22 protein-coding genes, 1 pseudogene and 1 other annotated feature are annotated in these 23,546 nt (G+C 63.7%); of the genes and pseudogenes, 14 read left to right on the top strand and 9 right to left on the bottom strand.

The window, feature by feature from the left end:
* Positions 1 to 963 precede the first annotated feature (963 nt).
* From C6Y44_RS26550 to C6Y44_RS26525, 6 genes are all read left to right on the top strand, one after another.
* A complete protein-coding gene (locus C6Y44_RS26550; RefSeq protein WP_225623869.1) occupies positions 964 to 1,626 on the top strand; it encodes a response regulator transcription factor in 663 nt (220 codons plus the stop codon).
* Positions 1,593 to 2,813, top strand: coding sequence for a sensor histidine kinase (locus C6Y44_RS26545; RefSeq protein ID WP_192378965.1), 1,221 nt, complete (start codon positions 1,593 to 1,595; stop codon positions 2,811 to 2,813). Before C6Y44_RS26550 ends, C6Y44_RS26545 begins: the two co-directional genes overlap by 34 nt.
* The gene (locus C6Y44_RS26540) at positions 2,798 to 3,832 is read left to right on the top strand and encodes a hypothetical protein (protein ID WP_192378964.1); all 1,035 of its coding nucleotides are present in this window, start codon (positions 2,798 to 2,800) and stop codon (positions 3,830 to 3,832) included. Before C6Y44_RS26545 ends, C6Y44_RS26540 begins: the two co-directional genes overlap by 16 nt.
* A gap of 237 nt (positions 3,833 to 4,069) precedes the next feature.
* Positions 4,070 to 4,372, top strand: a complete 303-nt coding sequence (locus C6Y44_RS26535) for a response regulator transcription factor (RefSeq protein ID WP_192378963.1) — start codon at positions 4,070 to 4,072, stop codon at positions 4,370 to 4,372.
* Positions 4,373 to 5,000: 628 nt separating this feature from the next.
* Complete coding sequence (locus tag C6Y44_RS26530; RefSeq protein ID WP_192378962.1) at positions 5,001 to 6,752, top strand: cutinase family protein; 1,752 nt, start codon at positions 5,001 to 5,003, stop codon at positions 6,750 to 6,752.
* A gap of 395 nt (positions 6,753 to 7,147) precedes the next feature.
* Positions 7,148 to 8,146: a hypothetical protein gene (locus C6Y44_RS26525; protein WP_192378961.1), complete on the top strand. Its 999-nt coding sequence runs from the start codon at positions 7,148 to 7,150 to the stop codon at positions 8,144 to 8,146.
* Between the two features lie 215 nt (positions 8,147 to 8,361).
* Here the strand turns inward: C6Y44_RS26525 and C6Y44_RS26520 are convergent, their stop codons facing one another.
* The 7 genes from C6Y44_RS26520 to rpmB all read right to left on the bottom strand — a co-directional run bounded on the left by C6Y44_RS26520 (position 8,362) and on the right by rpmB (position 11,925).
* Positions 8,362 to 9,072: a hypothetical protein gene (locus C6Y44_RS26520; protein WP_225623868.1), complete on the bottom strand. Its 711-nt coding sequence runs from the start codon at positions 9,070 to 9,072 to the stop codon at positions 8,362 to 8,364.
* 287 nt (positions 9,073 to 9,359) lie between these two features.
* Positions 9,360 to 10,016 (bottom strand): response regulator, encoded by a 657-nt coding sequence (locus C6Y44_RS26515; protein WP_192378960.1) that lies wholly within the window; start codon positions 10,014 to 10,016, stop codon positions 9,360 to 9,362.
* A gap of 103 nt (positions 10,017 to 10,119) precedes the next feature.
* Entirely contained in the window at positions 10,120 to 10,413 is a 294-nt protein-coding gene (locus tag C6Y44_RS28430; protein WP_318653686.1) for a CBS domain-containing protein, read from the bottom strand.
* A gap of 394 nt (positions 10,414 to 10,807) precedes the next feature.
* Positions 10,808 to 10,930 (bottom strand): type B 50S ribosomal protein L36, encoded by a 123-nt coding sequence (ykgO, locus tag C6Y44_RS26505; RefSeq protein ID WP_192378958.1) that lies wholly within the window; start codon positions 10,928 to 10,930, stop codon positions 10,808 to 10,810.
* Between the two features lie 285 nt (positions 10,931 to 11,215).
* Positions 11,216 to 11,521: a 30S ribosomal protein S14 gene (rpsN, locus tag C6Y44_RS26500; protein WP_192378957.1), complete on the bottom strand. Its 306-nt coding sequence runs from the start codon at positions 11,519 to 11,521 to the stop codon at positions 11,216 to 11,218.
* A gap of 2 nt (positions 11,522 to 11,523) precedes the next feature.
* Positions 11,524 to 11,688, bottom strand: coding sequence for a 50S ribosomal protein L33 (rpmG, locus tag C6Y44_RS26495; RefSeq protein WP_120285214.1), 165 nt, complete (start codon positions 11,686 to 11,688; stop codon positions 11,524 to 11,526).
* Positions 11,689 to 11,925 carry a 50S ribosomal protein L28 gene (gene rpmB, locus C6Y44_RS26490; protein ID WP_120285440.1) on the bottom strand — a complete coding sequence of 79 codons (237 nt, stop codon included), beginning with the start codon at positions 11,923 to 11,925 and terminating at the stop codon, positions 11,689 to 11,691.
* A gap of 107 nt (positions 11,926 to 12,032) precedes the next feature.
* Between rpmB and mrf the strand changes: the two genes are divergently transcribed.
* From mrf to rpmF, 3 genes and pseudogenes are all read left to right on the top strand, one after another.
* Positions 12,033 to 13,244, top strand: coding sequence for a ribosome hibernation factor-recruiting GTPase MRF (mrf, locus tag C6Y44_RS26485; protein ID WP_192378956.1), 1,212 nt, complete (start codon positions 12,033 to 12,035; stop codon positions 13,242 to 13,244).
* Positions 13,241 to 13,492 carry a type B 50S ribosomal protein L31 gene (locus C6Y44_RS26480; protein WP_192378955.1) on the top strand — a complete coding sequence of 84 codons (252 nt, stop codon included), beginning with the start codon at positions 13,241 to 13,243 and terminating at the stop codon, positions 13,490 to 13,492. The genes mrf and C6Y44_RS26480 overlap by 4 nt, the downstream gene beginning before the upstream one ends.
* Positions 13,493 to 13,514: 22 nt before the next feature.
* Positions 13,515 to 13,687, top strand: a pseudogene (rpmF, locus tag C6Y44_RS26475) (50S ribosomal protein L32).
* Between the two features lie 850 nt (positions 13,688 to 14,537).
* Here the strand turns inward: rpmF and C6Y44_RS26470 are convergent.
* Positions 14,538 to 15,284: an RES domain-containing protein gene (locus C6Y44_RS26470; RefSeq protein WP_192378954.1), complete on the bottom strand. Its 747-nt coding sequence runs from the start codon at positions 15,282 to 15,284 to the stop codon at positions 14,538 to 14,540.
* A complete protein-coding gene (locus C6Y44_RS26465) occupies positions 15,281 to 15,619 on the bottom strand; it encodes a hypothetical protein (protein WP_192378953.1) in 339 nt (112 codons plus the stop codon). Before C6Y44_RS26465 ends, C6Y44_RS26470 begins: the two co-directional genes overlap by 4 nt.
* 646 nt (positions 15,620 to 16,265) lie before the next feature.
* Between C6Y44_RS26465 and C6Y44_RS26460 the strand changes: the two genes are divergently transcribed.
* From C6Y44_RS26460 to C6Y44_RS26440, 5 genes are all read left to right on the top strand, one after another.
* A complete protein-coding gene (locus C6Y44_RS26460; RefSeq protein ID WP_192379110.1) occupies positions 16,266 to 17,597 on the top strand; it encodes an MFS transporter in 1,332 nt (443 codons plus the stop codon).
* A 221-nt stretch (positions 17,598 to 17,818) separates the two neighbouring features.
* The gene (locus tag C6Y44_RS26455; RefSeq protein ID WP_192378952.1) at positions 17,819 to 18,505 is read left to right on the top strand and encodes a GntR family transcriptional regulator; all 687 of its coding nucleotides are present in this window, start codon (positions 17,819 to 17,821) and stop codon (positions 18,503 to 18,505) included.
* 947 nt (positions 18,506 to 19,452) lie between these two features.
* On the top strand, positions 19,453 to 20,748 hold the full coding sequence (locus C6Y44_RS26450) for a PucR family transcriptional regulator (protein WP_225623867.1): 1,296 nt from the start codon (positions 19,453 to 19,455) through the stop codon (positions 20,746 to 20,748).
* Between the two features lie 384 nt (positions 20,749 to 21,132).
* A complete protein-coding gene (locus tag C6Y44_RS26445; protein ID WP_225623866.1) occupies positions 21,133 to 22,143 on the top strand; it encodes a carbon-nitrogen hydrolase family protein in 1,011 nt (336 codons plus the stop codon).
* Between the two features lie 137 nt (positions 22,144 to 22,280).
* Positions 22,281 to 23,533, top strand: a protein-coding gene (locus C6Y44_RS26440; protein WP_404817810.1) for an IS3 family transposase whose coding sequence is annotated in 2 segments (ribosomal slippage) — positions 22,281 to 22,569 and positions 22,569 to 23,533 — 1,254 coding nt in all. Because the reading frame shifts where the segments join, the coding sequence is not laid out codon by codon here.
* Positions 22,559 to 22,690: a sequence feature (AL1L pseudoknot), on the top strand. Its footprint overlaps the gene before it by 132 nt.
* Positions 23,534 to 23,546 lie beyond the last annotated feature (13 nt).

Below are 23,546 nucleotides of genomic sequence, written 5' to 3'. Positions count from 1 at the left end.
GATTCATCCGATCGACTGACGAGCTCGATCTAGGAACTCCCGACAAGCTCACGAACCTACTGTCGCCCCGACCGTTTCCTGAGTCTTGGCCGCAGAGGTGAAGACGCGCAGGCTATCTTGGGACAAGATCGACGCTGCTGTTCACCGGGTCGCTTCGCCGCTTCGGGGCGGTACAGGGAAACTCGTCGACATCAGGAAAACGCTCCCCGGTAAACCAGCTGTCCACACCGACGATCGGTAGGGGCCTGCCCTCCGGCCGGCGGGCGCGGGTACTGCGCCCCGGATCCGGCGAGAGAACGACTGTGTCCACCACCTGCGGCACCGCATACGCATGGACCACCGGTCCCGATCGTTCCGTCGTTCGGCCGATACCTGCAGGCGGAACGTCCTTGCAGGATGGACATGGACGCATCCCCCCTTCGACCGGACAGAGGAACAACCATGACCATTGCGAAGCCATCTGGACCAAGGCACGTACCCCCACTACGCAAGGCAGTCGCGGCCACAGTGATGTCGAGACCTGGTCCACTGCCCATCTGCCGAGGCGCGGCGCACAAGTAACTGTCGTGGGGTGCACCCTCACGGAGAGCGCACCTAGGATACGGGCGAGACCCTGCCCGGACCCTCCACGGTGCTACGTCACGCATCCTGCGACAACCGTATTCGGCCACCGCGCCGATCGTCGACGGCCCGATCACCCGGCTCGAGTGCACGCATGCTCCATGCTCTGGATGCGGCACCGCCGCAATCCCGACAGGCCAGTACGTTGCGCCGGTCGAGGCATGCTCGTTGTTCACCACTGGGGTCTGCGTGGCGCTCGCATGCTGCGACACGGACAGATATGTCGAGGGGGGTTCATCACGGTGCTTTTCACCCCGGTTCATCGGCAGTGTAGGCGACACGGTGACGACAATGTGCCTCCCGACAGCTCGGCAGTGGGCGCGGTGGGCCATTATTGTTGCCGTGCAACCAGAGCGGCGCAGTGTGCAGTGGGGTATCGGCGTGGTCGACGACCATCACAGCCTGGTGCGGGGACTACGCGCCATCATCGACGAGCAACCTGACATGGAGCTCGTCGCGGCAGCAAGCACCGTCCCAGAATTGTTGACGACCTCGACCCGAATCGATCTGGCTGTGCTCGACCTGCGCCTGGAAGACGGTTCCTCCCCGCGAACCAATGTCGAGCTGCTGCGTGAAGCCGAAATACCGACACTCGTCTACACCTCGGGAGACGAGCCGTATCTGGTGCAGATGGCGGCCAGCGCCGGCGTGCTGGGGGTGCTGCGCAAGAACGTGACCGAGGACGAGTTCGTCGATGCGGTGCGACACGCCGCTGCCGGGGCGGCAGTGCCGACCATCGACTGGGCGGCGGCCCTCGACTCGGATCCCGGTTTCGTCGATCTCTCACCCCAGCATCGACGGGTACTCGAGTTGTACGCTGCCGGCGCGTCCACCACCGCGGTCGCCAAGTCGATGAGCTTGTCGACCGAGACCGTCAAGGAATATGTCGACCGGATCCGTACCAAGTACATGGTCGCCGGTCGCCCGGCACCGACCAAGACAGATCTGTACAAACGCGCGATAGAGGACGGATGGCTTCCCATTCCCCGCCGCTTCCGGCGCTGAACGTCGTCGACGACGAGCGTGATCAGACCGCAGGTCTGCGGATCCTGCGACAGTTCGCAGTATTCGTCGGCGTCGGTTACCTCGCCTATGCCGTCCTGACCATCCCGGCAATCACCACCTCGTTGGAGGTGATGGACACCTGGTGGACCGTCCTTGCTCTGCCGGTGACATTCGGGACCGGTATCGCGGTCGGCCTCCTGTCATGGAAAGCCACGGCACGCCGCATCAAAATCGCAGCAGCCGCCGCCGTCGTCGGCTACCTGGTCACGATCGGATCATGGTGGTTCGGATGGAACGGCCGGTTTCTCGACGGGGACAGCATGTGGTTCTCCCTGTTCTGCGGACTCGCCGCGATCGCGGCCGCCGTCGCCTTCCGGCCGGCATACGCCTTCTCGGTCCTGTGCATCGTCGTGCCCGCCACGGTCACGATCAATCACATCGTGCGCGCCCCGGCACTCAACGGGCCGTTGCTGCCCGATATGGCGTGGGCATTCGCGTTCTCCCTCATCTACTTCGCCGCCGCCGTCATGGCCATGCGTATCGCCGCGATCCTCGACTCGACCCGCGCCCAGGCGTACGCCGCCACAGCCGAGGCGTCCGCGCTGCATGCCCGCCTCGCCGAACGGCAACGCTTCGCCCAACTCACCCACGACGGGATCATGTCCACACTGCTCGCCGCCGCCCGACAAGGCGCGTCGGACCAACTCGCGCACCAAGCGCGTGTGACACTGGCCGACCTCGACAACCTCGGCAGCGCGACGACCACCCCCACGGGTCTCGGTGTGCCCACCGAGGAGGCGCTCGCGCAGATCCGCGCCGCCTGTACCGCAATCGATCCGGGACTGCATATCATCACCGTCGATACGACGCCACGCGAAGGGCAGCAGTATCCGCTGGAGGTGGTCCGTGCCCTCGCCGGCGCTGCAGGCGAAGCGGTCCGCAACAGCTGCCGCCATGCCGGTGCAACGGCCACCACTGCCGTGACTGTGGCCGCGCACCCAGACCGACTCGGGGCGGAGATCGTCGACGACGGAGTGGGATTCGATCCGCGAGCAGTACCCACTGAGCGGTTGGGTATCGCTGTGAGCATCCGCAACCCGATGCACCAGTTCCCCGGGGGTAGCGCCACGATCGACTCCAGCCGCGGCAACGGCACACGCGTCCTGCTCGAATGGTCGAACATCTGATGCACCCCCATGAAGACGTACGCGATCTCCTGGGAATGCGCACTCGCGAGGCCTGGCTGATTTTGGCGTGCTACCTCACAGCGATGATCGCCGTTACCGTAGCGACCATCTCCTACGTCACCAGTCCCTGGCCTGCCGCTCTCGCGTCCACCGTGATGATCGCTGCGACGATCGCACTGATCGCTGTGCCCGGTGACCCGTTGCCGCAGTCGGCGACGGTCGCGTTGACTGCAGCAGGGCCTGCGGCCTGCGCTCTGTTTCTCTCGGTCACACCACCCGTCCTACAGTCCGTATTACAGCTGTGGATTCATGGCGCAGGTACCGCAATCTACTGCTTCATGAACGTCCGAGGACGCCGCGTGGCGCCCTGGATAGGGCTCGTCGGCATGGTGGCGGTGTTCGCTGCCTGGGCAGCAGAGACCGAGTACGGCGCGGCCTACGGAGTCTCTGTCGTGGCGATCGATGCGGCGCCCTTGGCAATGGCAGCGCTGCTGTCGTTCACTCTCCGCCCCACTGCCAAGGCCGTGTTCTCGCTCCGCAACCAAACCACGGCACGCATTGTCGAACTGTCTTCGGACGCCGCTGTGGCCGATGAACGAAGCCGGCAACTGCGTCATCTCGACAGCCTCGTTCGGCCCCTCCTCGAACGCATCGGCGACGGCACCGAACTCACCGAACTCGAACGCAGCGAATGCGCACTGTTGGAGGCGCATCTCCGTGATCGGTTGCGTGCTCCCATCCTCACCACGCTGGAACTCGACGACGCCGCCTACCGTGCTCGCACCCGCGGAGTCAACGTGGTCTTCATCGATGACCTCAGTCCCAACGGCCTCGACCAGCGCCTCGCCGACGTCCTCTACACGACCGCATCGACAACCCTGCACACCGCCACCTGCGGACAAGTCTGTGTCCGAGTACTCCCCACCGGCCGAACCACCGTCGCATCGATCCTTACCCGGGACGATCACGGAACCTGCCTCCGGGAGATCGACCAGGACGGCAACATCCACGTGATCTGACGCCACCGTCGAGGCGGCGTCGGCGCATCACCGAACCACCTGCACACAGCGCGAGCACCAGGTGATCCTCCAGAGTCCGTGCGAGATTTTCTCGACCACAGTCGACGATGTCCCCCAACCAGGTGCCACCCGAAAAGGTGACTGTCCGTATCGACGAAACGGACATAGCGTCTTCCTCAGGAACAGTGACCGCGACCGACCTCGGCGGTCACACGGTTTTCGAGGAGACCTGACCAGATGACAGCATCCGATGCACTTGTCTCGCGCACCGCATTCCCGCGACCCCCGTCGCTCAGTGATCGCGAACAGGAAGTCCTGACTACCTGGCTGGTCTGCGACTCCAAACACGCGGTGGCCCAGCGGTTGTTCATATCCGTCTCCACTGTGCAGACACACCTGATGCGCATCCGCGACAAGTACCAGGACGCCGGCCGTCCCGCGAGCAGCAAACTCGCATTGTTCATTCGCGCCCTCGAGGACGGCTACTGCACTCTCGACGAGATCATCGCTTCCATCAACAACGAAACGTTGTCGTGGTAACCACCGACCTCGCTGACGCCTGACCTGGGCCATGCCGTGGTCGCGGCTTCCGCAACGCCCCGTCCAGGCTGACCTCCACCCCCGATATCCAAGTGATCGGGAAGTCGCAATAGCCTCGAGCGGTTCGAGTGACGGTCTGCTCGAGTCGAGTACGACAACCGGAATACGCGAACCGATACGGTGCTGATACAAATCACATGTTCGTGTGAAACTTCGCATCATTCTATAAAGGGCGTTGATATGCGCGCATCGTGAAGCGATGTGCCGACCAGATCGGTGACTACACCAGAGGCTCGGTCGATGTTCGCGGTCACCGAACGTGCATCTTCCACAGGTATGTAATGCGGATATCCAGGTATATCCGAGGATCGTACACCTATCATCGGCGCATCATCCGAACAGTAGGGACCACATGAGAACATCACTTCGAGCGTTATGCCTCGCTGTTGCGAGCACGACGGCCGCGATCACCACTTCCCAATTCTTACCCACAGCGCAGGCGTCCCCCGGTGACCCCTGCCCCGAGGTGGTGATTGTCGCATTGAGGGGCAGCGGCGAGACAACCATCGGAGAAACGTACTACGGCGACGTTTCCTCCGACGGATGGGAAGGGGCTACCCTATCCCGATTGCTGGGCTGGACGTACTTCGATTCGCCGGAAATGGCGGATGTCCCCGTCCTCGGTGTCGATGCCTCGTACGAGGCGATTGACGTGCCGACCGGAGCTGCAACGAACACATTCGAACGCTCGATCACGTCCGGCGTCAACGGCGCGATCCTTACCTACGACCTGTTTCGCAAGACGATCCACCCCGAATGCACACCGCAAATGATCTTGCTCGGATACTCGCAGGGCGCTGCGGTCGCGCGGAAGGTCGCCTCGGCGATGGACTCCCGCGGAGTCGTGACAGCGGTCATGACAGTCGGAGACCCGATGCAGAAGCCGGACGCAGATGGCGTCTTCGGAAGCGGATCTAACGGGTCCGGGATCTGGCGTGGGCATGGCCGCGTGCAGGAGAGCCATGACCGCTTCTACCAGATCCCCAACCTCAGACGTGCGTCGATATGCCATGATCGTGATCCGGTATGCGACTTCTACGCCACATCGAACCCCTTCTTCGACGAACACAAGAACTATTTCGAAAGTGGGGTGAAATTCCACAGCAGCAGCGGCGCAGGACCAAGCGATGTCGACGAGATCGACTTCATGGCGAAAGCTCTACGGACCAATGTCGATATTGCACGTGCGCGATATAGGGAAAGGGCTCGAACCTCCTACGCGGCCAGCGACACCGTAATCGTCATCGATACGACAGGATCTATGAGTGGACTCATCGCCAAGGCGAGGGATCAAGCTGACAACCTTGCGCGGCGACTTCTGGCCACAAATCCTTCTTCCCGAATCGGACTCGTAGAATTCCGCGACCATGGCGACGCGTTCGTCAGCCGTACAGTCGTCGACTTCACCAACGACAGAGATCGAATTCGGGCAGGCTTGGACGAGTTGGTTGCCGACGGCGGTGGGGATTGGCCGGAAGCGGTGTACTCAGGTGTGGCTCAGGCCCTGTCCTTGCCTTTCTCAACAGATTCTGTGCGTTCGATCATCGTTATCGGCGACGCACCTGCACATGATCCCGAGCCGGTGACCGGATTCACCAGCGCCAACCTGGTCGATGCTCTGAACGGCAGAGCGTCGTTGGACGTCACCACTCCGTCGGCGCGTCTCGGTAGGCAGGTGTCGCCGGACGCCGATCGTAATGCTGGTCAAACCGGTCCGCGACCGGCGACCGCGCACCCCAGCTACACATTGACGTCCGACGACGCTGCGTCGCTTCCGCTCGACGCGTCGGCCGAACCCGGAACCGGACTCCCGGTCACTCTGTACGGGATCGGGACAGCAGATCTTGTGAACTCCTTGGAGCCGATCGTGGTCGGATCCGGAGGCAGCACGTTCGATATCGACTCGGGAATCGATTTCGGGGACGCACTCGGATCAGCCATCGACTCCATCGAGTCGGCTCCCCGTGCCTATCTCGATATCGAAACCATCGTTCCCGTCGGGTATGCGACTGCGATCGGATGTGGAGGAAGCGGCGGTGGTACCCAGCCGCTACAGATGAACATCGACGTAGAAGGTCGGGTCCTGGACTGTGAAACCCTGGTGTCCTATACATTCCAGCAACCGGGGACCCATGTCGTCACTCTCAGGATCACCGACGCAACCGGGAGGCACTCGACCGCAGTCGCTACTGTCGAGGCTATCGTCCCGGATCCGGAAGTCGAGAGTCCTGGAACCGGGAGCGCGGACGGGTTCCCAGGAACCGGGAGCTCTGCGGAATTACCGGGGACAGGCTCAGCAGAGCGGGTTTTCGGCAGGTAGCCGTGCGGCCAGAGTCATCAGTGTTGCCGCACGACGGTCCTCGGGATATGCGACGGTCCGATAGACCGTAACGGCGTCCCTGTGCTGCAGCTATCACCGATGCACGTCGGCTCGCTTCTGCGAGTCACCGAGGTGCTCACCTGAAAATAGGTGAGCACCTCGCTGACCAACCACCCATGCCGGGCCATACGATCCCATCGCAGGATCGTATGGCAACTGGTCGACGACCTGGCGAGGGCAGTCTGGTCACGCGTGGTCGTGCTCCCCTTGTTCGCCGCGATACCGCTGGAAGCAGGGGTACTCCGCAGCAAGGGCCTGGCACAGTTGAGTCCCGACGCCAAGAAGTCGCCCAAGCCGTCGCGGCCGCGGCGTGGCGCGCCAACGGTGACCTGCTCATGGAGCGCCAACCCCAGACGGTGGCCGATTGGCTCCGCTCGTTCGAACCGCCAACCGATTCGTCGACACAGCTGCAGCAATACTGCGCCCGGGTGAAGGTCGGCTACGACTTCGAATACCAACGTCGCGGCCCCGACCAGCACATCCGTACCGGCAAGCGCATCCTCGCAGGCACCCTCGGTGTCGACCTGCTCGCAACCGGTGACTACGACGGATACCGGCGCTGGGCTCGGGCGCGAGCACAGTTGGTCCCCGGTTCGGTCACGGCGATCGCCGCCCGCCTGATCGCCTTCTACGAGACCGTGCTGACCGAGCATCGTCGGGCAGCGGTACGCCAGTGGAGTATCCAGAACACCCCTTTCCACGGCGCGGAGGTACCACCCCAACAGGTCGGAGAACATATCGATGCCTGGCGTGCCGGCCCCAACGCCGCCCGGTTGGCGCTGCTCGAAGACCTGCTGACCCTGCTGCGCCACAGCGATCCGGCAACCGCTGCGCTCGACTACATCCAGCGGCAGGCACAGACCGTCGCGGATGGCGCCGGCGTTCCGCTCGAAGTCGCACGCAGCAGTGATGACACCGGCCTGTCTGTGACACTCCATCTTCCCGGAGCGCGGTGGTCGCAGGCGTTCGAGCCGGTCGTCGAGATTGTCGACACCATTATCGGAGGCGCGATCTGGGTCCAGGAAGCCGAGGTAGTTTCGGTCACGGTCCCCGCCGTACCGAGGGCCGTCGATCCGATTTCACATGCCGGTCTCGACGTAGTGCAGCGGGTGTGGAGCGATCCGTGGCTCGATCGGGTACGCGATGCTCCCACCGATGTCCTGCTGCTGGTCGACTACCTGCCTGCACCCGAGGACGAACTTTCTTCCGCGCAGCTCGAGGAACTGGTCCGCGCCGAACACGCCCTCATGCTGTGCCTGCGCACCAACGGCGACGCAGGCAGTAACGAGAACATAGCCTGTGATGCACCGAAACCCGCGGAGAGTACGGGGTAGTCGTGCTCCCCGGTGTATCGACAAGTCCTTTCCGAGGGAGAACGGTCGGGTCGACCTTCTCGGATCGAGAGTGCATCGCGCGCAGCTGGCATCAGAGTCCGGCGTTATGAGGTGTCTCGCAGTCTCCGGTCGAGGACAGAGACGCCAAGACGACGCGGTTGTCACTGCCGTATGAGATGGCGCGCGTAGGCAGGCACGATCCGGTAGGGCCGCGGTCAGCGCACCTGTCGAGCGGTGTCGGCCGCCTTGCGGGTCGCCTTGATCACCGTCTGTGCCATGACCAGGTTGCCGCCGGCGCCGATGGCCATGCCGATTCCGAAGGGAGCGGCGCGGCCGAACACGAGCACACCTTGGCGGGTGCCGTACTTGGTGATGAAGTTGTAGCCGAGCACCCGGTTGATGGACCGGATCGTCGTGGTGGGAACGGAGTTGGTCAGCAATTTGCCCAGATGCGCCCCGCTGCGGCCGGCGGCCTTGCCGACGAACGACGATCCACCGCCCCCGCCGAGCACCGTGAGCACGATCGCCTTCTGATGCTCGAGATCGGTGAAGTCCATGCCGAGCACCTTCAACACCGACAACACGTGCCCGGCTGCTGCGGTCAGAAACCACGAGGTGTCCCCGGCGGTCATCGCCAGCGCCGCTGTGGTTCCCACCCCCGGCACGGCCGCGGCCGCACCGGTCGCTGCGCCGGTGGCCGTCACACTCGACCAGAACGTCGTCTCGAGCTTCTTGAGCAGCTGCTCCTCGGTGGCGTCGGGATGGCGCTCACGCAACCGCGTCACCCGCGATTCGACCAACTCCCCGGCGGCGACCAACGCTTTGTCCAGCAGCGCCACCGATTTCGACGACTCGGGGGCCGAGTCCGCCCCGACAGACCCCTCGCGTACGTCGTGGGCCGTCTCGGCCTGCCGCTCGTCGAACACTGATCACCCCTCACCGGTTGCTGACGTTCCGACAAGGAATATCAGATAACCGCGACAACCGGGCACTGCGGACCGTCGAAGAGCGTTCCGAGCACCCCAGGCGATACGTCCGGCCGGGACGGACCGCATCGAGGCACCAGAACATCCGTCCTGGGTTCTCGGCCAGCAGATTCGCGTGCGGACCGCCATCCGAGTGTTCTCCCGGGCGCTGGCGGACTCGTTCATCCCGTTCGTGTGAACGAACCCCGACGAGCGCTTCGGGACCACACCACGACCTCATGGGCCGTTCAGGTGACGAGGCCGGCGCGGAAGGCCGCGAGGGCGGCCTCGACGCGGTTGCGGGTGCCGAGTTTGGTGAACACCGCCGAGATGTGGGTTTTGACGGTGGTTTCGCTCAGGAACAACCGGCCGGCGATATCCGCGTTGGATGCGCCGGTGGCCAGCTCCTGCAGCACGGTGCGTTCGCGTTCCGACAGTGCCGCTAGGTCGGTCGTCGCCGCCACCGCGGTGGGGTTCGGGTGGTGGGCGGCGATGCGGCGCAGCGATTCCTGACTGAACAAGGTGTTGCCGGCGGCGACGGCGCGCACCGACTGGTGGAAGGTGTGCGGGGGTTCGTCCTTGCTCAAGAAGCTGTGCGCACCGGCGGCGACGGCGTGGACGACGAGATCGTCGACGTCCATCGCAGTCATGGCGATCACCTTCGGCGGATGCGGCAGGGCCATCAGTTGGCGGGTGGCGTCGAGTCCACCGACCCGGCGCATTTTCAGGTCCATGAGCACCACCTGCGGGCCGACCCGATGCACCGCCTCGAGTACCCGGTCGCCGTCGTCGGCTTCGGCGACGACGGTGATGTCGTCGGTGGCCGCGAAGATGTCGCTCACCCCGCGGCGGACGAAGGGGTCGTCGTCGACGACGAGAACGGTGATCGGTGCGGCGGCTGTCATGGCGCCGAATGGCCGGGCGGTGTTCGAACCATGAGTCCGTTGCGCCGAAAGAGGCCCCGTCCGCTGCAGTGGATTCGCAAGGCCACCGGGGACGGGGTCTCGGTCAGGCTGCACTGCCGGCAGCGGGCATAAGTCGGGTGAGCACATCGTTAAGCGTGATCAGCCCGACCACCGACCCGTCGTCGGTGACCGTCGCCAAGTGGTTGCGGGTCCCACGCATGATGCGCAGCGCCTCGCACACCGGGACCTGCGCCTCCAGTGCCAGCGCCGGGCGCATCGACTGCTCCACGAATCCGGTGTCACAGGCGCGGTCGAGCAGATAGTGCAGGTGCACCACCCCGAGCAGGTCGTCGGCGCTGTCGCCGACGACCGGATAGCGGGTGTGCCCGGTGCTCAATCTTCGCCAGCACCCGGGTGAGCGGTTCATCGACGCGGACGTAGTCCGCCCGGGCCCGCGGAATCATTGCGTGTTCGGCAGTACGAGCGGGAAAGTCGAGAATCCGGTCGAGCGCTCGGTGTTGTCGCCGCCGACGACAGATTGCTATACCTGCGTTCGGTCTCGAACTGACCAAGACCGAACGAACAAATTCTTGCGGGTGCTCCCCGGTATGCGCGGTGCATGCCGGGTAGGCGCAAGCAGAAAGTGGCACCGAGCAAGGTCAAAGGTTGTTCCATCAGAGATTTCACCATCAATCACGCCGGGCAGGATGCACGACAAGACCGTCTCTGCGACACCAGGCGTGTCGCAGAGACGGTCTGTCTCCCCGCGGTGGGCGGTACCGCCGATCCGGTCAGCCCTGACGGGCTTTGAACCGAGGGTTCTGCTTGTTGATCACATACACCCGGCCGCATCGGCGTACGACCTGAGAACCGGGCTGATTCTTCAGCGACTTCAACGATGAGCGAACCTTCATCCTGCTTTTCCTCCTCCCGATGCTTCTCAACGGCGTGCTCCCCGACACTGCTGTCTGCCGTCTGCTGGCTTCTAGGGCGTGCTCGACCACTGGGGTCCGCCAGCGCTGCGACCGGTCAGATGCCGGTCCGACGCCTGTAGTTCTGCGGCATAACCACTCATCCTCGTCAGCGCGCTGTAGATGATCACCCGGGCCGACCGGTACCGCTGCCGCGGCCCATCCGCGGCGCGGCGCCGGTGCAGACTCTTTTTCCTGTCTGCGTTGAACTTTCGGAAAACTGTTCGGCTACCAACTGGACTTGCGGACCCCGGGCAACTCACCCCGGTGCGCCAGCTCGCGCATCCGAACCCGAGAAAGACCGAACATGCGGAGGTGACCGCGTGGACGGCCGTCGACCGCATCTCGGTTGCGTATCCGGACCGGGCTCGCATCGCGGGGCAGGCGCTGCAGGGCGGCCTGGGCGGCGCTGCGTTCCTCGTCGGTGCTCGACGGCCGCCGCACGATCTCCTTCAGTTCCGCGCGACGGTCGAGGTGGCGGGCGACGAGCATTCGGCGTCGTTCGTTGCGGGCGATCGTCGACTTCTTTGCCACGATTACTTCTCCTCGCGGAAATCGACGTGCCGACGCACCACGGGGTCGTACTTGCGTAGTACGAGTCGATCGGGGTCGTTGCGGCGATTCTTGCGGGTGGCGTAGGTGAAGCCGGTACCGGCTGTCGAACGCAGTTTCACGATCGGGCGGATTTCGTTGCGGGACATCTACAGTTTCACTCCCTGTGCACGTAGGCGGGCTACGACGGCGTCGATGCCGTCGCGGTCGATGGTCTTGATGCCTTTCGCCGAGACGGTCACGGTGATGCGGCGCCCGAGCGAGGGCGCGTAGTAGGTCTTGCGCTGGAGGTTCGGATTCCAGCGCCGGTTGGTGCGGACATGCGAATGCGATACGGCTTTCCCGAATCCGGGGGCGCGTCCGGTGACCTGGCAGTGCGCTGACACGGTGTCCTTTCCGCCGCCGACCTTAGCGACAATCATTTTCGACAAGAGTCGACGGGGACTGTACGCTCACCATAAGAAAATGACAATCATTACCGAGAGGTGATTCAGTGACGAGCCGGACACCGCTGATTCTCGTCGCCGGTTGGCGCGGACCGACCGAGCGGACAGCCCACGCCCTGCTACGACCCGGCACCATCGTCGTGCGCCACGACCTCGCCGACGTTTACGAGGGCGTCGTGCGTCGCACCTTGACCACCACCGACGACGAGCGAGAAACCATCCTCGAACTCGCCCACGGCTGCATCTCGTGCACCCTGCGCGAAGACCTGCTCCCGCTACTGCGCCGTCTGCACGAGCGCAGCACCGTCGACCGCATCGTGCTGCTACTCGACCCTCTGATCGAACCCGAAGCACTGTGCTGGGCAATCGAACATCTCGTCGTGGCCGGCATCGTCGGCCGCGTCGACGCCCCAGCCGCCCACGACGTACAGGTCCAGGCCACCATCACGTGCATCGATGCCGACACCTGGCTCGACAACGCCACCGGAGACGACGAACTCGACGACGACCGCACCACCGCACAGGTCGTCGTCGGCCAGGTCGAGTTCGCCGACGCCCTCGTCGTCCGCCCAGGAAGCGACGGATGGCACCAGGCCCGACTACACGCCGTACTCTCACGCCTGGCCTCCGAGGCACCGATGATCTGGGACGAGCACGGCGACATCGAGGCATTGCTACGCCGTATCCCGCCGACCGCCCGGCGCGGAGCGATCTTCGACGCCTACTCTCCGCTGTTGCGGGGCCGGCCACCCCTCGAGCATGACTGCGGGATCGAGATAGTCGAGTTCGACGCTCGTCGCCCCTTCCACCCCGGTCGCCTCCACGAAGCGATCGATGTCCTGCTCGACGGCGTGATCCGCACTCGCGGCCGAGTCTGGGTGGCCACCCAACCCGACCATGCGCTGCTGCTCGAATCCGCAGGCGGCGGACTGCGCGTCACCCCGGACGGGCCGTGGCTCGCGGCCATGACACCGGAACAACTCGCCGCCACCAGCACCGAACGGCAAGCACTCGCCGCGCTGCGCTGGGACGAACGTTTCGGCGATCGCGACACCTCGATGGTGATCCTCATCCACGACGCCGATCCCGACGCGATCCGCGCGACGCTGCAGTGGGCGCTGCTGACCGACGCCGAACTCTCCGAGCCGCACCTGTGGGCGAATTGGCCCGACCCGTTCGGCAACCATCACGAAGACCCTTGTGAAACCACCGCTCAGGCCGAACAGGAAACCTCACTGCTCGAAGGAGAACGACGATGAAACCCGGCATCCACCCCGACTATCACCCCGTGGTATTCCAGGACGCCACCACCGGAACCACCTTCCTGACTCGCTCCACCGCCCGCTCCGACCGCACCATCGACTGGCCGGACGGCAACACCTACCCGCTGATCGTCGCGGACGTCACCAACGCTTCGCACCCTTACTGGACCGGCACCGCCCGCCTACTCGACACGGCCGGCCGCGTAGAGAAATTCCAACGCAAATACGGCCGACGTCGCCCCTGACCCCCTCGAAAGGACTCCGGTCATGGCAGTACCCAAACGACGTACCTCCCGCGCCAACACCCACTCCCGGCGCGCACAATGGACAGCAACTCCCCCACCCTCGTCCCGATCACCCTCTCGGGCACCACCTACCGAGTTCCACGCCGCCTGATCAAAGCGGTACACGCCGGCCTCATCGATCCCCGCGAACTCTGAACCGACCGCGGCCACACCCGGTGCACACTCTCTGCGCCGGGTGCGGCCGCTCACCCCGAGCGGCACACACCCATTCGAAGCGCCGAGGCCCCAAGAGCCGAGGTTCGTCTCGACCGAGCTCAACCCTTTGCCTTCACGAAGTTCCGTTCAGTTGCAGCCGAGCTGCATACTTCGCGAGAGGCGATTGAGTGCACCCCGTCCTTCTGCTCATCGGTATCGACCGGCGAGATCCCGACCGAGACGCGTGTCCGCAAACGTGCAAGCACGTCGGTGGCGCTGAAGCCATTGATGGGTCGATGTAGACCCGAAGACAATCCCGCCAACTACCGCAGCGCCGATCGATGTCATCTCGAACCCAGGCCACATGAGCACCTACCGATCTACTCATACACCCCGTACCGGAACAGACAGGCACCCGCTCTTCGCTATTCCCCCACGAGATCAGCAGACAGATCCCAGACCTCCACCCCTCGGGCACACGGACTTCTTCCATTGGTTCGGTGTGGTTGTCGAATTCGAGAATGAGCGCCCGCCACACGGTGGCGTACATGTCGTACATACAGTCGATGTTGTCCAACGTCCGGACGGATTGTTCGAGATCGAGCACGCCACGCGAATGCTGCTGGTCAGCCCCCGCGCCTCCACCCCGAGCACCATTGACGATGAACCCGTTCGTCGGGCCACGCGGGCTCGCACGGTAGGGAGCACCGTGTCGACCCGCGTCGCGAAGCCCTGTCCGTTCGTCCTCGCTCCTCCACCATCGGTGCTGTCTCTCAATCCGATGTCGGTCAGGACACTATGTCCCGGGTGGCAGGCGTTCTCGTCGCCGGCCGCTGTACGACCCGACGATTCAGGCGTCCTCCCAGACCAGGTTGTGCAGGCGCATCGCTTCGATCAGATCGGCATCGTGCTCCTCGACCGGGCCGTAGTACAACACCGTGACATTCTTGCTGACCGCCCCGTCACCGGGCCCCTCGTACAGTGTCCAAAGCACCAACCCGTCACCGTGCCGGGACTCGAACTCGATGCCGGCCACCGGCTCACCGTCCGGATCGGAGAGGGTATTGCCCCACTGGGAGATCGCCTGCGTGAGGGCGCGCGGGCGGGCGTCGCGGATCGCCGCGGTGTCAAGATCGAGCAGACCGAGCCGGATCGCATGCGGCCGAAACAGGGCTCGCAAGGTGGCCACCGACTCGGCGGCGCCGGGAACGACGAACCATCCACTGATCGCGCCGCTGCCGGTGACCCGGGAGGACATCCACGACCGCGGGACACGACCCGGCGCGATGGTAGGGAACTCGTCTGCCTCGTCGTCAACGATCTCGTCGAGCGCGGCGCTGAGTTCCTCACTCAGGCGGGCGTAAGCGAGGACCTCGAGGTAACAGGACAATCGGGTCGCGCCGACGTACAAGGTTCGCCACACCCCCGCCGGATCGTCCCAGCAGCCGGTGAAGCGCCCGTCGGTGGCGAACTCCCACGGCGTCCACTCCCACGAGGTCGGCGGGTAGCCGACCCGGTAGGCGGCCACGCCGTCGACATGGACGCAACACACATCGCCGCGCGGGGTGGAGATCAGCGTTCGGTCCGGTGCGCTCATCCGGCCGCCGCGAACTGCCGGGCAGCGGCGAGGACCTTCGGGCCGACATCGGACAGCTCGCCTTCCCGCAACAGCAGCGCCGGCGGGCGGTCGTCGAGGATGGGGTTCAGGCCCTGGAACCAGGTCTGCGCCACGGCGGGGGTGTCGCGTTCTACGATCAGCCGGGCGGCGCGGTAGGCGATACGGAGGCGTTCGACATCGGTGTCGTTGTTGATGGTGCGGGTGCCCTCAGCCCACTGGCGCACCGCGCGGGTTTCCTTCACCTTCCCCAGGTACGCGACGAGTTTGGCGCCGAGCAGCTCACGCAGCGCTGCGACCAGCTCAGATTGGGTCATCCGAGCGGCGTCGTTGTAGGCGGCGAGGTCGGGGCGTGAGTGTGCGGGTTCATGACATACACCTCCTAATCACATGGTAAATCCCACGCTCAATGCCGAATATGCTTCCACCCGGACCGACAACTCCCAGGAAAACACCAACCAGGCCCGACCTGGCAGAAGCCAGAATCGAAGAAATCGGCCGAGCAAGGAGCCTATTCCAGCGTCCCGAACCTCTCATCCGGCGACACCGCGAACCCCTCTCGAAGCCCTCGGGACGAAGCGTTCGCCGAGCGGCGAGAACGCCTACCGGCATACCGAGCCCGGCCGTCGTCGATCGAAATTCGTCGCAATTGCCAGAATCGGAGACAGCCTTGTCTTCTTGTATCCAAGATGTATTCTTGATTCGCCGAAGAACGCGGTACTCCATGGCACACCGAACAGCGCAAAGACTGAGCAGCCCAAAGCATGTCGCACCTCCCCACTGCACGAGCGCAGCGTCTCGAACCCGACGGAACCGCGAGCGCTCGATTTTCTCCGTGCACAGTTGCTCTCGAAGAGAGAACACCACCCCGAGACATTCGGAAGTTCGTGTACTCCAGTACGTCGCTCCGGCAACTATGCCGCCTCGTCGAGCCGGCCGACCCGAAAGGACCGTGCAGTGCCGATGCCTTCGCGCGCGGTGACACAAGCCAAGCTGATCTCAGCGCAGTTGTTCTCGGGAGCCGGAATTGCATCCGGCTACGCCGTCGGCGGGTTGCTCGCCGAGCAGATCACGGGGCAAACTGCGATGGCCGGATTCGCGCAGATGAGCATGATCCTCGGCGCCGGACTCGTTGCCTACCCCTTGGCGGCGCTCGCGGCACGCACCGGACGACGCAGAGCCCTGACCCTGGGGTTCGGGATCGGCATGCTCGGTGCCGCAGTGGTCCTCGTAGCCGTGGCGATAGAGTTCCTGCCACTGTTCATGCTGGGGATGATGATGTGCGGATCGGCCACTGCGGCCGGGCTGCAGGCCCGGTACGCCGCTGTCGACGTCGCCGGCCCTACAGCGACCGGACGGGCAATGTCCCTGGTGGTCTGGGCAACGACCGTCGGGTCCGTGCTGGGCCCGAACTTCACCGGCCCCGGCGCACACTTGGGTGAAGCGCTCGGAATGCATCCCCTGGTGGGCCCCTACCTGATCTCGATGGTCGCTTTCGCCCTTGCAGCTCTGGTCGCATCGACCCTGGCAAGTGGCCCCCGCGCAAACACCACCCAGCGCAACCGGACCGCCAAGGGCAACCACGGAGCCGGTGATGATGCTGCAGTCACCGCCACGACCACGCACACACCGGCGCCGCTCGGTCTGACTGCCGCACTGCGCTTCGTTGCTGCGCAGCCGGTTCCGCTGTTTGCGATCGTTACCATCGTCACCGGTCAGATGATGATGACGAACGTAATGGTGATGACACCGGTGCACATGCATCACCAGCAATTCGACCTCGGAGCCATCGGCCTCGTGGTGAGTATCCACATTGCCGGAATGTACGCGCTCTCACCGATCTTCGGATGGATGTCCGACCGCTGGGGACCGGGAACCGTGATCGCGTCCGGGATCGTCGTCTTCATTGCGACAATCACGATCGGCGTCCTCGACGCCCTGGCGCCGGTGTCATCCATGCCGCTACTGACTACCGCGCTACTGCTCCTCGGAGTGGGATGGTCGATGTTCCTCATCGGCGGCTCGGCGTTGCTGACGGCGTCGGTGCCACACCATGCGAAGGTCACCCTGCAGGGCGCCTCCGACTCCGCGATGAACCTGGGCGGGGCACTCATGGCAGCTACGGCCGGCACAGTGTTGGCGGCAGGTGGCTTCCTGTGGATCAACCTCATGGCTACCGCAGTTCTGCTCGTCACTCTGGCGTTCGCCGTAAAGGCGGTGCCGCTGATGACATGGCCGGGTAGAGCAACGCCACCCTTCCCCGACAAAGACCACTTCGAACGGGCACAACGGTGAACCTGCTTTCCCCCACATCGGCAACCGCACCGCCCGAGCGAGGAATCGGCAGCAGAAGACCGCCGCCCACATGATCTGCGCCCCTACAGGGACCCTCCGAGCGCGACGTCCGCGACATCCGTTCCCAACACATGCACCGCCGCGGCGGATGCTTTCGATCACTACCCTCGACAGTCTCAGATGAATCCATCTCGATTCGAGTCGAGGACGAGGAGACCACGATGACCGCCGGCCCGAATGAAAGCCCCAGTGCCTCCGAGCGTGCCTACCGGGTGATCCGCGATCACATCCTCGACGGCACGCATGCCCCCGGCACCATGCTCGGCGAGAACACACTGGCGTCCGAACTCGACGTGAGCCGTACACCTGTGCGTGTCGCACTTGCGCGCCTTCAGGACGAGGGATGGATCGTCATCTACCCCAAACGTGGTGCCCTGGTGCAAGGAGTGAGCGAACGAACCGTCGCCGAACTCGCCGACGCCCGATTCGTCCTCGAGACGACGGCGGTGGACCGAGCCTCCGAGGAACGGCGTCAGCTCCTGGCAGAACGCCTCGAACACTCCATCGACGAGCAACGTGCTGCCCTCGTCGACAAGGACGTTCGTCGATTTATCGACCTCGCTCTCGAGTTCCACCGCGGATTCGTGGAGGCAGGAGGCAACAGTGTCTTGCTCGAGCTCTACGACCAGCTTTCCGACCGACACCGGTTCGTGCTCTTCGCCTCAGGTGAGCACTTGCTGACGCGCTGCGCCGACATCATCGCCGAACATGCCACACTCGTCGAACACCTCCGAGCAGGCAACGCAGCCAAGTTCGCACGAACACTACGCGGACACATTGCAGAGAACGCCCCCGCAGCAGCGGTCGGCCGAGACATGATCGAGTTCACGCCCTCCATCCACAAGTAAGAACACGGAAACCGCCACTCAAAGCAGCCCCCAGTTGCGCTCCGCGTCCGAAGAGGTACGGCCTGTGTGAAGCACAAGCTCGCCTTCTGCCAGGACCCGCGCCCCATCACCGTCATCGATCAACTGCCCCTGATCACTACCGGAAAGATCTTGCGCCGCGAACTCAGACAAAAGGCGTATGGACATTAGGTGCGGCACGGGATTGCCTCGAATGCGAACTGTCGATGCTCGCTGGAATATGGCACTTGCTCGCCGATTCCGAGCCGGCCTTCGCATACCCACCCCTGCGGCAGCTGGGTTTTCGGCGGTTTCGGGCGGCTTCACCGATGAGGTGTTGATCAGCTCGCCCCGACGCTGCTTCTCGAACAGACCCGCCTGATGCGGTGTCCTGCCGCTGGGCACGCAAGTTTCGGGTACATGAGCAGTTCGTGCGCTCGAGCGGGGCGCGGCGTAGACGGTGTCCGCCGTGCGCTCGCGGGGCAGCTCCGCCATCCCCAATCCGGACCTCAGCGCAGCGCCACCAGCGACGGCGGTTGCGAAATCACCTGCGGACACATCGGCCAAGAGATCGCCGCAGCGCCCGATACGACATCGCCGATTTCGAAAGCACACCCCAGCGCGGCGCAGAGAACCCGCACCGGCGACGGATACCCCGGTCGGTAATGGGGGTCCACGACAACTCTCGAAACACGTACCTAGAACGGGTTTCAGAGATTCCGACACTATCTGTGGGTGAACGATCCAAATGGATGCTGTGGTGAACGAACACATCGACGCCAGGTACCACATGTAAGAAACAGTCGCATCTCCTTGGCGTGGGTGCCGTTGTGCGAGTGTGTCTCAAGGCTACCGACGGTTGCCGATCCAGCAGTTCTGGCCGAACACACAACCGTGGACCTACACTCAGCGAAAGCTTTCACAGACGGTGCGGCGATAACGGAGGGTCCATGCTCGGCAATTCTTCGCTCGCGCGGCGGAGGAGCAATTCCGTGCCTCAGAGCCCACCAGGTTCTCCTGGCACCCAGTCGGCCGAGGTGTGGCCCGACCAATTCCGCGAACCGGTAGACCCCGCGTTGGCCCGTGTTGCTTCGAGATGCCTGGAACGGCGAGGCGAATTGTACTCGACTTGGATCGCATTGGTCAGAAGTTCCGGTAGGTATCGCGACTCCTGGGTGGACGAATCGGAACTGCATGTCAAAGCCAATGAGTCATTCGAGCTGATCCTTCGCCGGCTCGCAGACCACCCAGTCAGCGACGAGCTGCGCGGGATCTCGGATCGAGTCGGCGAGAGGCGAGCCGAACAATGCGTGTCGCTAACGGAGGTACAGGCCGCCGCGAATCTGGACTTCCAGGTCGTGTGGGAGGCACTTCTCGCAGAGGCCGACGAGGAAGAGGCTGCCGCGCTGCTCCGCAACGCTCCGCGCGTTTGGTCGGTGGTCGACGATCACACACGCCAGATCACCCAGGCTTACCAGCGTCGCGTCATCCAGATGGACCGCTTGTCCGACGACAACCGGCGCGAGTGGTTCCGACGCCTGCAAAAGAGTGGAGGTGAGCGACCCGACGTCGTGAACGAAGCTGCAGCGGCACTGGGTTTCGACGTGGACGGTAGATTCCTCGTGTCGGTGGCGGATCGAGCCTTCGCCCCTCAGTTCCGTGATGCAAGGGACACGTTGGTCGGCCTCGGGTGGGCCATTCACTACCAAGAAATCGAAGTCGGCGACCTCCTCCTGGTGCAGTGCACACGGGAGCACGATCGGAGATTCGCCACCGCGTTGCAGGGCATACGGTGTTCGATCTCTCCACCCGCGCACGGACTGGACGAGGTGCCGAACGCCACGAAGATAGCCGCAGCAACTCTCAGTGCACTTCCATTCAACCAAACGTCGCCAGGACTCCTGGAAAACGCGTGGCTCGCGGTGGCTGCAGCGCAGACACCGCTCGTCGTGAACGCTTTGGCATCCAAGTTGTTCGGCGCCCTCCAAAGTATCCCGGACGCATCGACCCTCATCGAAACCGCGCTCGCATACTGCAACGGCGACGGCACAGTGTCACGGGTGGCGAACCAGCTCTATTGCCACCGAAACACCGTTCTGAACCGGCTGGAGAAACTACGCGAACTTACCGGTTTTGATGTCCGGCGTCCACGTGACGCGGCGGCTTTTCTGTACGCGTTGAATGCCGGACCAAACGCTGGTCAAGAGAGCGACCAAGCATCGCCCAGCAAAGCGCCACGCGCATAGATAGATCCTCCCCCCCGATCCGAGCATGCCGCGGCGACACAGGTCGCAATATCCGTCTCGGATGAATGTGGTTGGATCCGTCTCAGGCAGACGCAGCGTAGGCAATCCGCCATGCTGCTTCTCGACGGCTCCGCAGCAGTTCGCGGGCTCATCATGGCAGCGGTGCGCACTCCGACCTACTCCGCAAGCGCATCATCCACTGCGTATGAACAAGTGCACCAACCGAATCACGGCAAGCGCGATAGCTCCATATCCCAAGGTCCCTTGACAGGCCGACGCCGAGCAACCATATGATCGCAATGTAAAACTCGCTTCTGCAAGATAAGGGGAGCGATGCGCCTGCCCGGGAACTCAACAATCCCGTCACAGACCTCAGGAGATTCGGTGAGCGACACAGCGCAGCCCACGAAAGCCGCGGCCATCCAGTTCGAAGGGGTGCCCGGCGACGTCGCGGAGAACATGCGCCGACTGAATGTGATGATCGCCGAAGCGGCCGGTAAGGGCGCCAAACTCATTGGGGTTCCGGAGTTTGCTACGTCTCCGCTGCCGTTTCGCAGTGAAGTGCATCGAAGCGTTCTCCCGCCACAAAACGCGGCCGTCGACATGTTCAAGGCAGCGGCAAAACGGTATGGCTGTCACATTGGTGGCTCAATGCTGATCGCCGAGGGAGACAACATCTACAATCGCTACCACCTTTTTGAGCCCGATGGCACAACCCATCTGCACGACAAAGACCTGCCCACGATGTGGGAGAACGCTTTCTACGGCCCCGGCAACGACGATGGAGCATTTGAAACCAGCCTTGGCCGCATGGGTGCGGCCGTCTGTTGGGAGCTGATCCGCAATCAGACCGCCCGCAGGCTCGTTGGCCGAGCCGATGTCGTGATGACCGGCACACACTGGTGGACAACCCCCAACAATTGGGGTGGTCTCGTCGACCGCATTTTCGGTCCTTTGTCGCAATACAACAGGTACCTTTCGGAGAATGCTCCCACCGAATTTGCCCGCCGAGTCGGAGCTCCAGTCCTGCAGGCATCCCATTGCGGGCAGTTCCGCACCGACTTCATGCTTTTGCCTGGCACATCGATGACAGCTCCGTACGACACCAATTACGTCGGAGCAACACAAATTGTCGATGCCGAAGGAAACATCCTGGCCTCGCGCAATACCGCCGAGGGCGCCGGCATCGTCTTCGCTGACATCATGATCGGTGCGCAGCAACCGACAGAAACCATCGAAGGAACGTTCTGGATGCCCAGGCTTCCCTTGGCGTTACGCGCATACTGGCACCACCAGAACATTTGCGCCAAGCGTTACTACCGTCGCACTGGTCGACAGGCCGGCCTTGACGCCGCGGCAGGCAATCGAGCCGGATCGGTTGAAGTGGTCCGATGACAGTGGCATGTCCGGCTGCCGAGTCTCAAATCGTGCTGTCGGCCGGAGGGCTTGTTTTTCTTTGGTATAGGCGCTCGGTATGATGTGTTGCGTACCGGGTCTGTTGGAGGGTCTCATCACACGGAAGGATGAGATCCATGGGAGCACCGCGAAAGTACCCGGAGGAGCTGAAGGAACGAGCGACGCGGCTGGCAGTCGAGGCCCGCCGCGATCCAGGATCGAAAACAGGAGCGATCAAGCGGATCGCCGAGCAGTTGGGCATCCATCCCGAAGCCCTCCGTACCTGGGTTCGCCAGGCAGAGATCGACGGTGGCGTCCGTCCGGGTACCACCACCGACGAGGCGAAACGCATCGCCGAACTCGAACGCGAGAACCGAGAACTGCGCCGTGCCAACGAGATCCTGAAAACAGCCTCGGCGTTTTTCGCAGCAGCGGAGCGGGGTCACAAACTCAAGTGATCGTCGACTACATCGACGCCCACAAGGCCGATCACGGGGTCGAGCCGATCTGCAGAGTCCTCACTCGGACCGGTGTGCAGATCGCCCCGTCAACGTACTACGCCGCCAAAACCCGCCCACCCTCAGCGCGGGCGGTCCGCGACATGGAACTGATCGAAGAAATCCACCGGGTCCACGCCGAGAACTACGCCGTCTACGGTGCCCGCAAGGTCCATGCGGAGCTGCAGCGGCAGGGTGTCCGGGTGGCCCGGTGCACCGTCGAGCGCCTGATGCGCGCCGAAGGGTTACGCGGCATCGCCCGGTCGAAGAACCCCCGGACCACGATCGCCGCAGCGGACACCGACAAGCCTGCCGACCTGGTCAACCGCGGATTCACCGCCTCAGCACCGGACCAACTGTGGGTCGCCGATATCACTTATGTCCGCACGTTCGCCGGATGGACGTATGCCGCGTTCGTCATCGACGTCTTCTCACGCCGCATCGTGGGATGGCAGTTGTCGACGAGTCTGCGCACCGATCTCGCACTCGATGCATTGGAGATGGGCATCTGGACCCGCGAACATACAGGTCAGGTCCTGTCCCAGTTGATACATCACTCCGACCGCGGAGCTCAATATCGAGCTATCCGCTACACCCAGCGCCTTGCCGAGGCCGGCGCGGTCGCTTCGGTGGGCAGCCGCGGAGATTCGTACGACAACGCCCTCGCCGAGGCGTTCAACTCGCTGTTCAAGGCCGAACTGATCCGTAACAAGGGACCGTGGCGCTCTATCGATGACCTCGAAATTGCGGTGGCCGAGTACATCGATTGGTTCAATCACCGCCGCCTGCACGGTGAGATCGGGATGATCTCGCCCGTCGAAGCCGAACAGTCCTACTACGATTCACATAGTCCCGCCGGAACAACCGAGCGGGTCGTCGAGAGCCTCTACTGAAGCCGGGGCGCAA

Source organism: Rhodococcus rhodochrous (assembly GCF_014854695.1).
Taxonomy (GTDB): Bacteria; Actinomycetota; Actinomycetes; order Mycobacteriales; family Mycobacteriaceae; genus Rhodococcus.
Note: the sequence above shows the minus strand (reverse complement) of the source record. Positions and strands in the feature narration are given on the sequence as shown.

Bases quoted from the DNA above. Each gene is read 5' to 3' on its own strand.
- C6Y44_RS26545 (WP_192378965.1), top strand. From the start codon at position 1,593: ATGGCTTCCCATTCCCCGCCGCTTCCGGCGCTGAACGTCGTCGACGAC.
- C6Y44_RS26540 (WP_192378964.1), top strand. From the start codon at position 2,798: ATGGTCGAACATCTGATGCACCCCCATGAAGACGTACGCGATCTCCTG.
- C6Y44_RS26535 (WP_192378963.1), top strand. From the start codon at position 4,070: ATGACAGCATCCGATGCACTTGTCTCGCGCACCGCATTCCCGCGACCC.
- C6Y44_RS26525 (WP_192378961.1), top strand. From the start codon at position 7,148: ATGGAGCGCCAACCCCAGACGGTGGCCGATTGGCTCCGCTCGTTCGAA.
- C6Y44_RS26515 (WP_192378960.1), bottom strand. From the start codon at position 10,016: ATGACAGCCGCCGCACCGATCACCGTTCTCGTCGTCGACGACGACCCC.
- ykgO (WP_192378958.1), bottom strand. From the start codon at position 10,930: ATGAAGGTTCGCTCATCGTTGAAGTCGCTGAAGAATCAGCCCGGTTCT.
- rpmG (WP_120285214.1), bottom strand. From the start codon at position 11,688: ATGTCCCGCAACGAAATCCGCCCGATCGTGAAACTGCGTTCGACAGCC.
- C6Y44_RS26480 (WP_192378955.1), top strand. From the start codon at position 13,241: ATGAAACCCGGCATCCACCCCGACTATCACCCCGTGGTATTCCAGGAC.
- C6Y44_RS26470 (WP_192378954.1), bottom strand. From the start codon at position 15,284: ATGAGCGCACCGGACCGAACGCTGATCTCCACCCCGCGCGGCGATGTG.
- C6Y44_RS26465 (WP_192378953.1), bottom strand. From the start codon at position 15,619: ATGACCCAATCTGAGCTGGTCGCAGCGCTGCGTGAGCTGCTCGGCGCC.
- C6Y44_RS26460 (WP_192379110.1), top strand. From the start codon at position 16,266: ATGCCTTCGCGCGCGGTGACACAAGCCAAGCTGATCTCAGCGCAGTTG.
- C6Y44_RS26455 (WP_192378952.1), top strand. From the start codon at position 17,819: ATGACCGCCGGCCCGAATGAAAGCCCCAGTGCCTCCGAGCGTGCCTAC.
- C6Y44_RS26450 (WP_225623867.1), top strand. From the start codon at position 19,453: ATGCTCGGCAATTCTTCGCTCGCGCGGCGGAGGAGCAATTCCGTGCCT.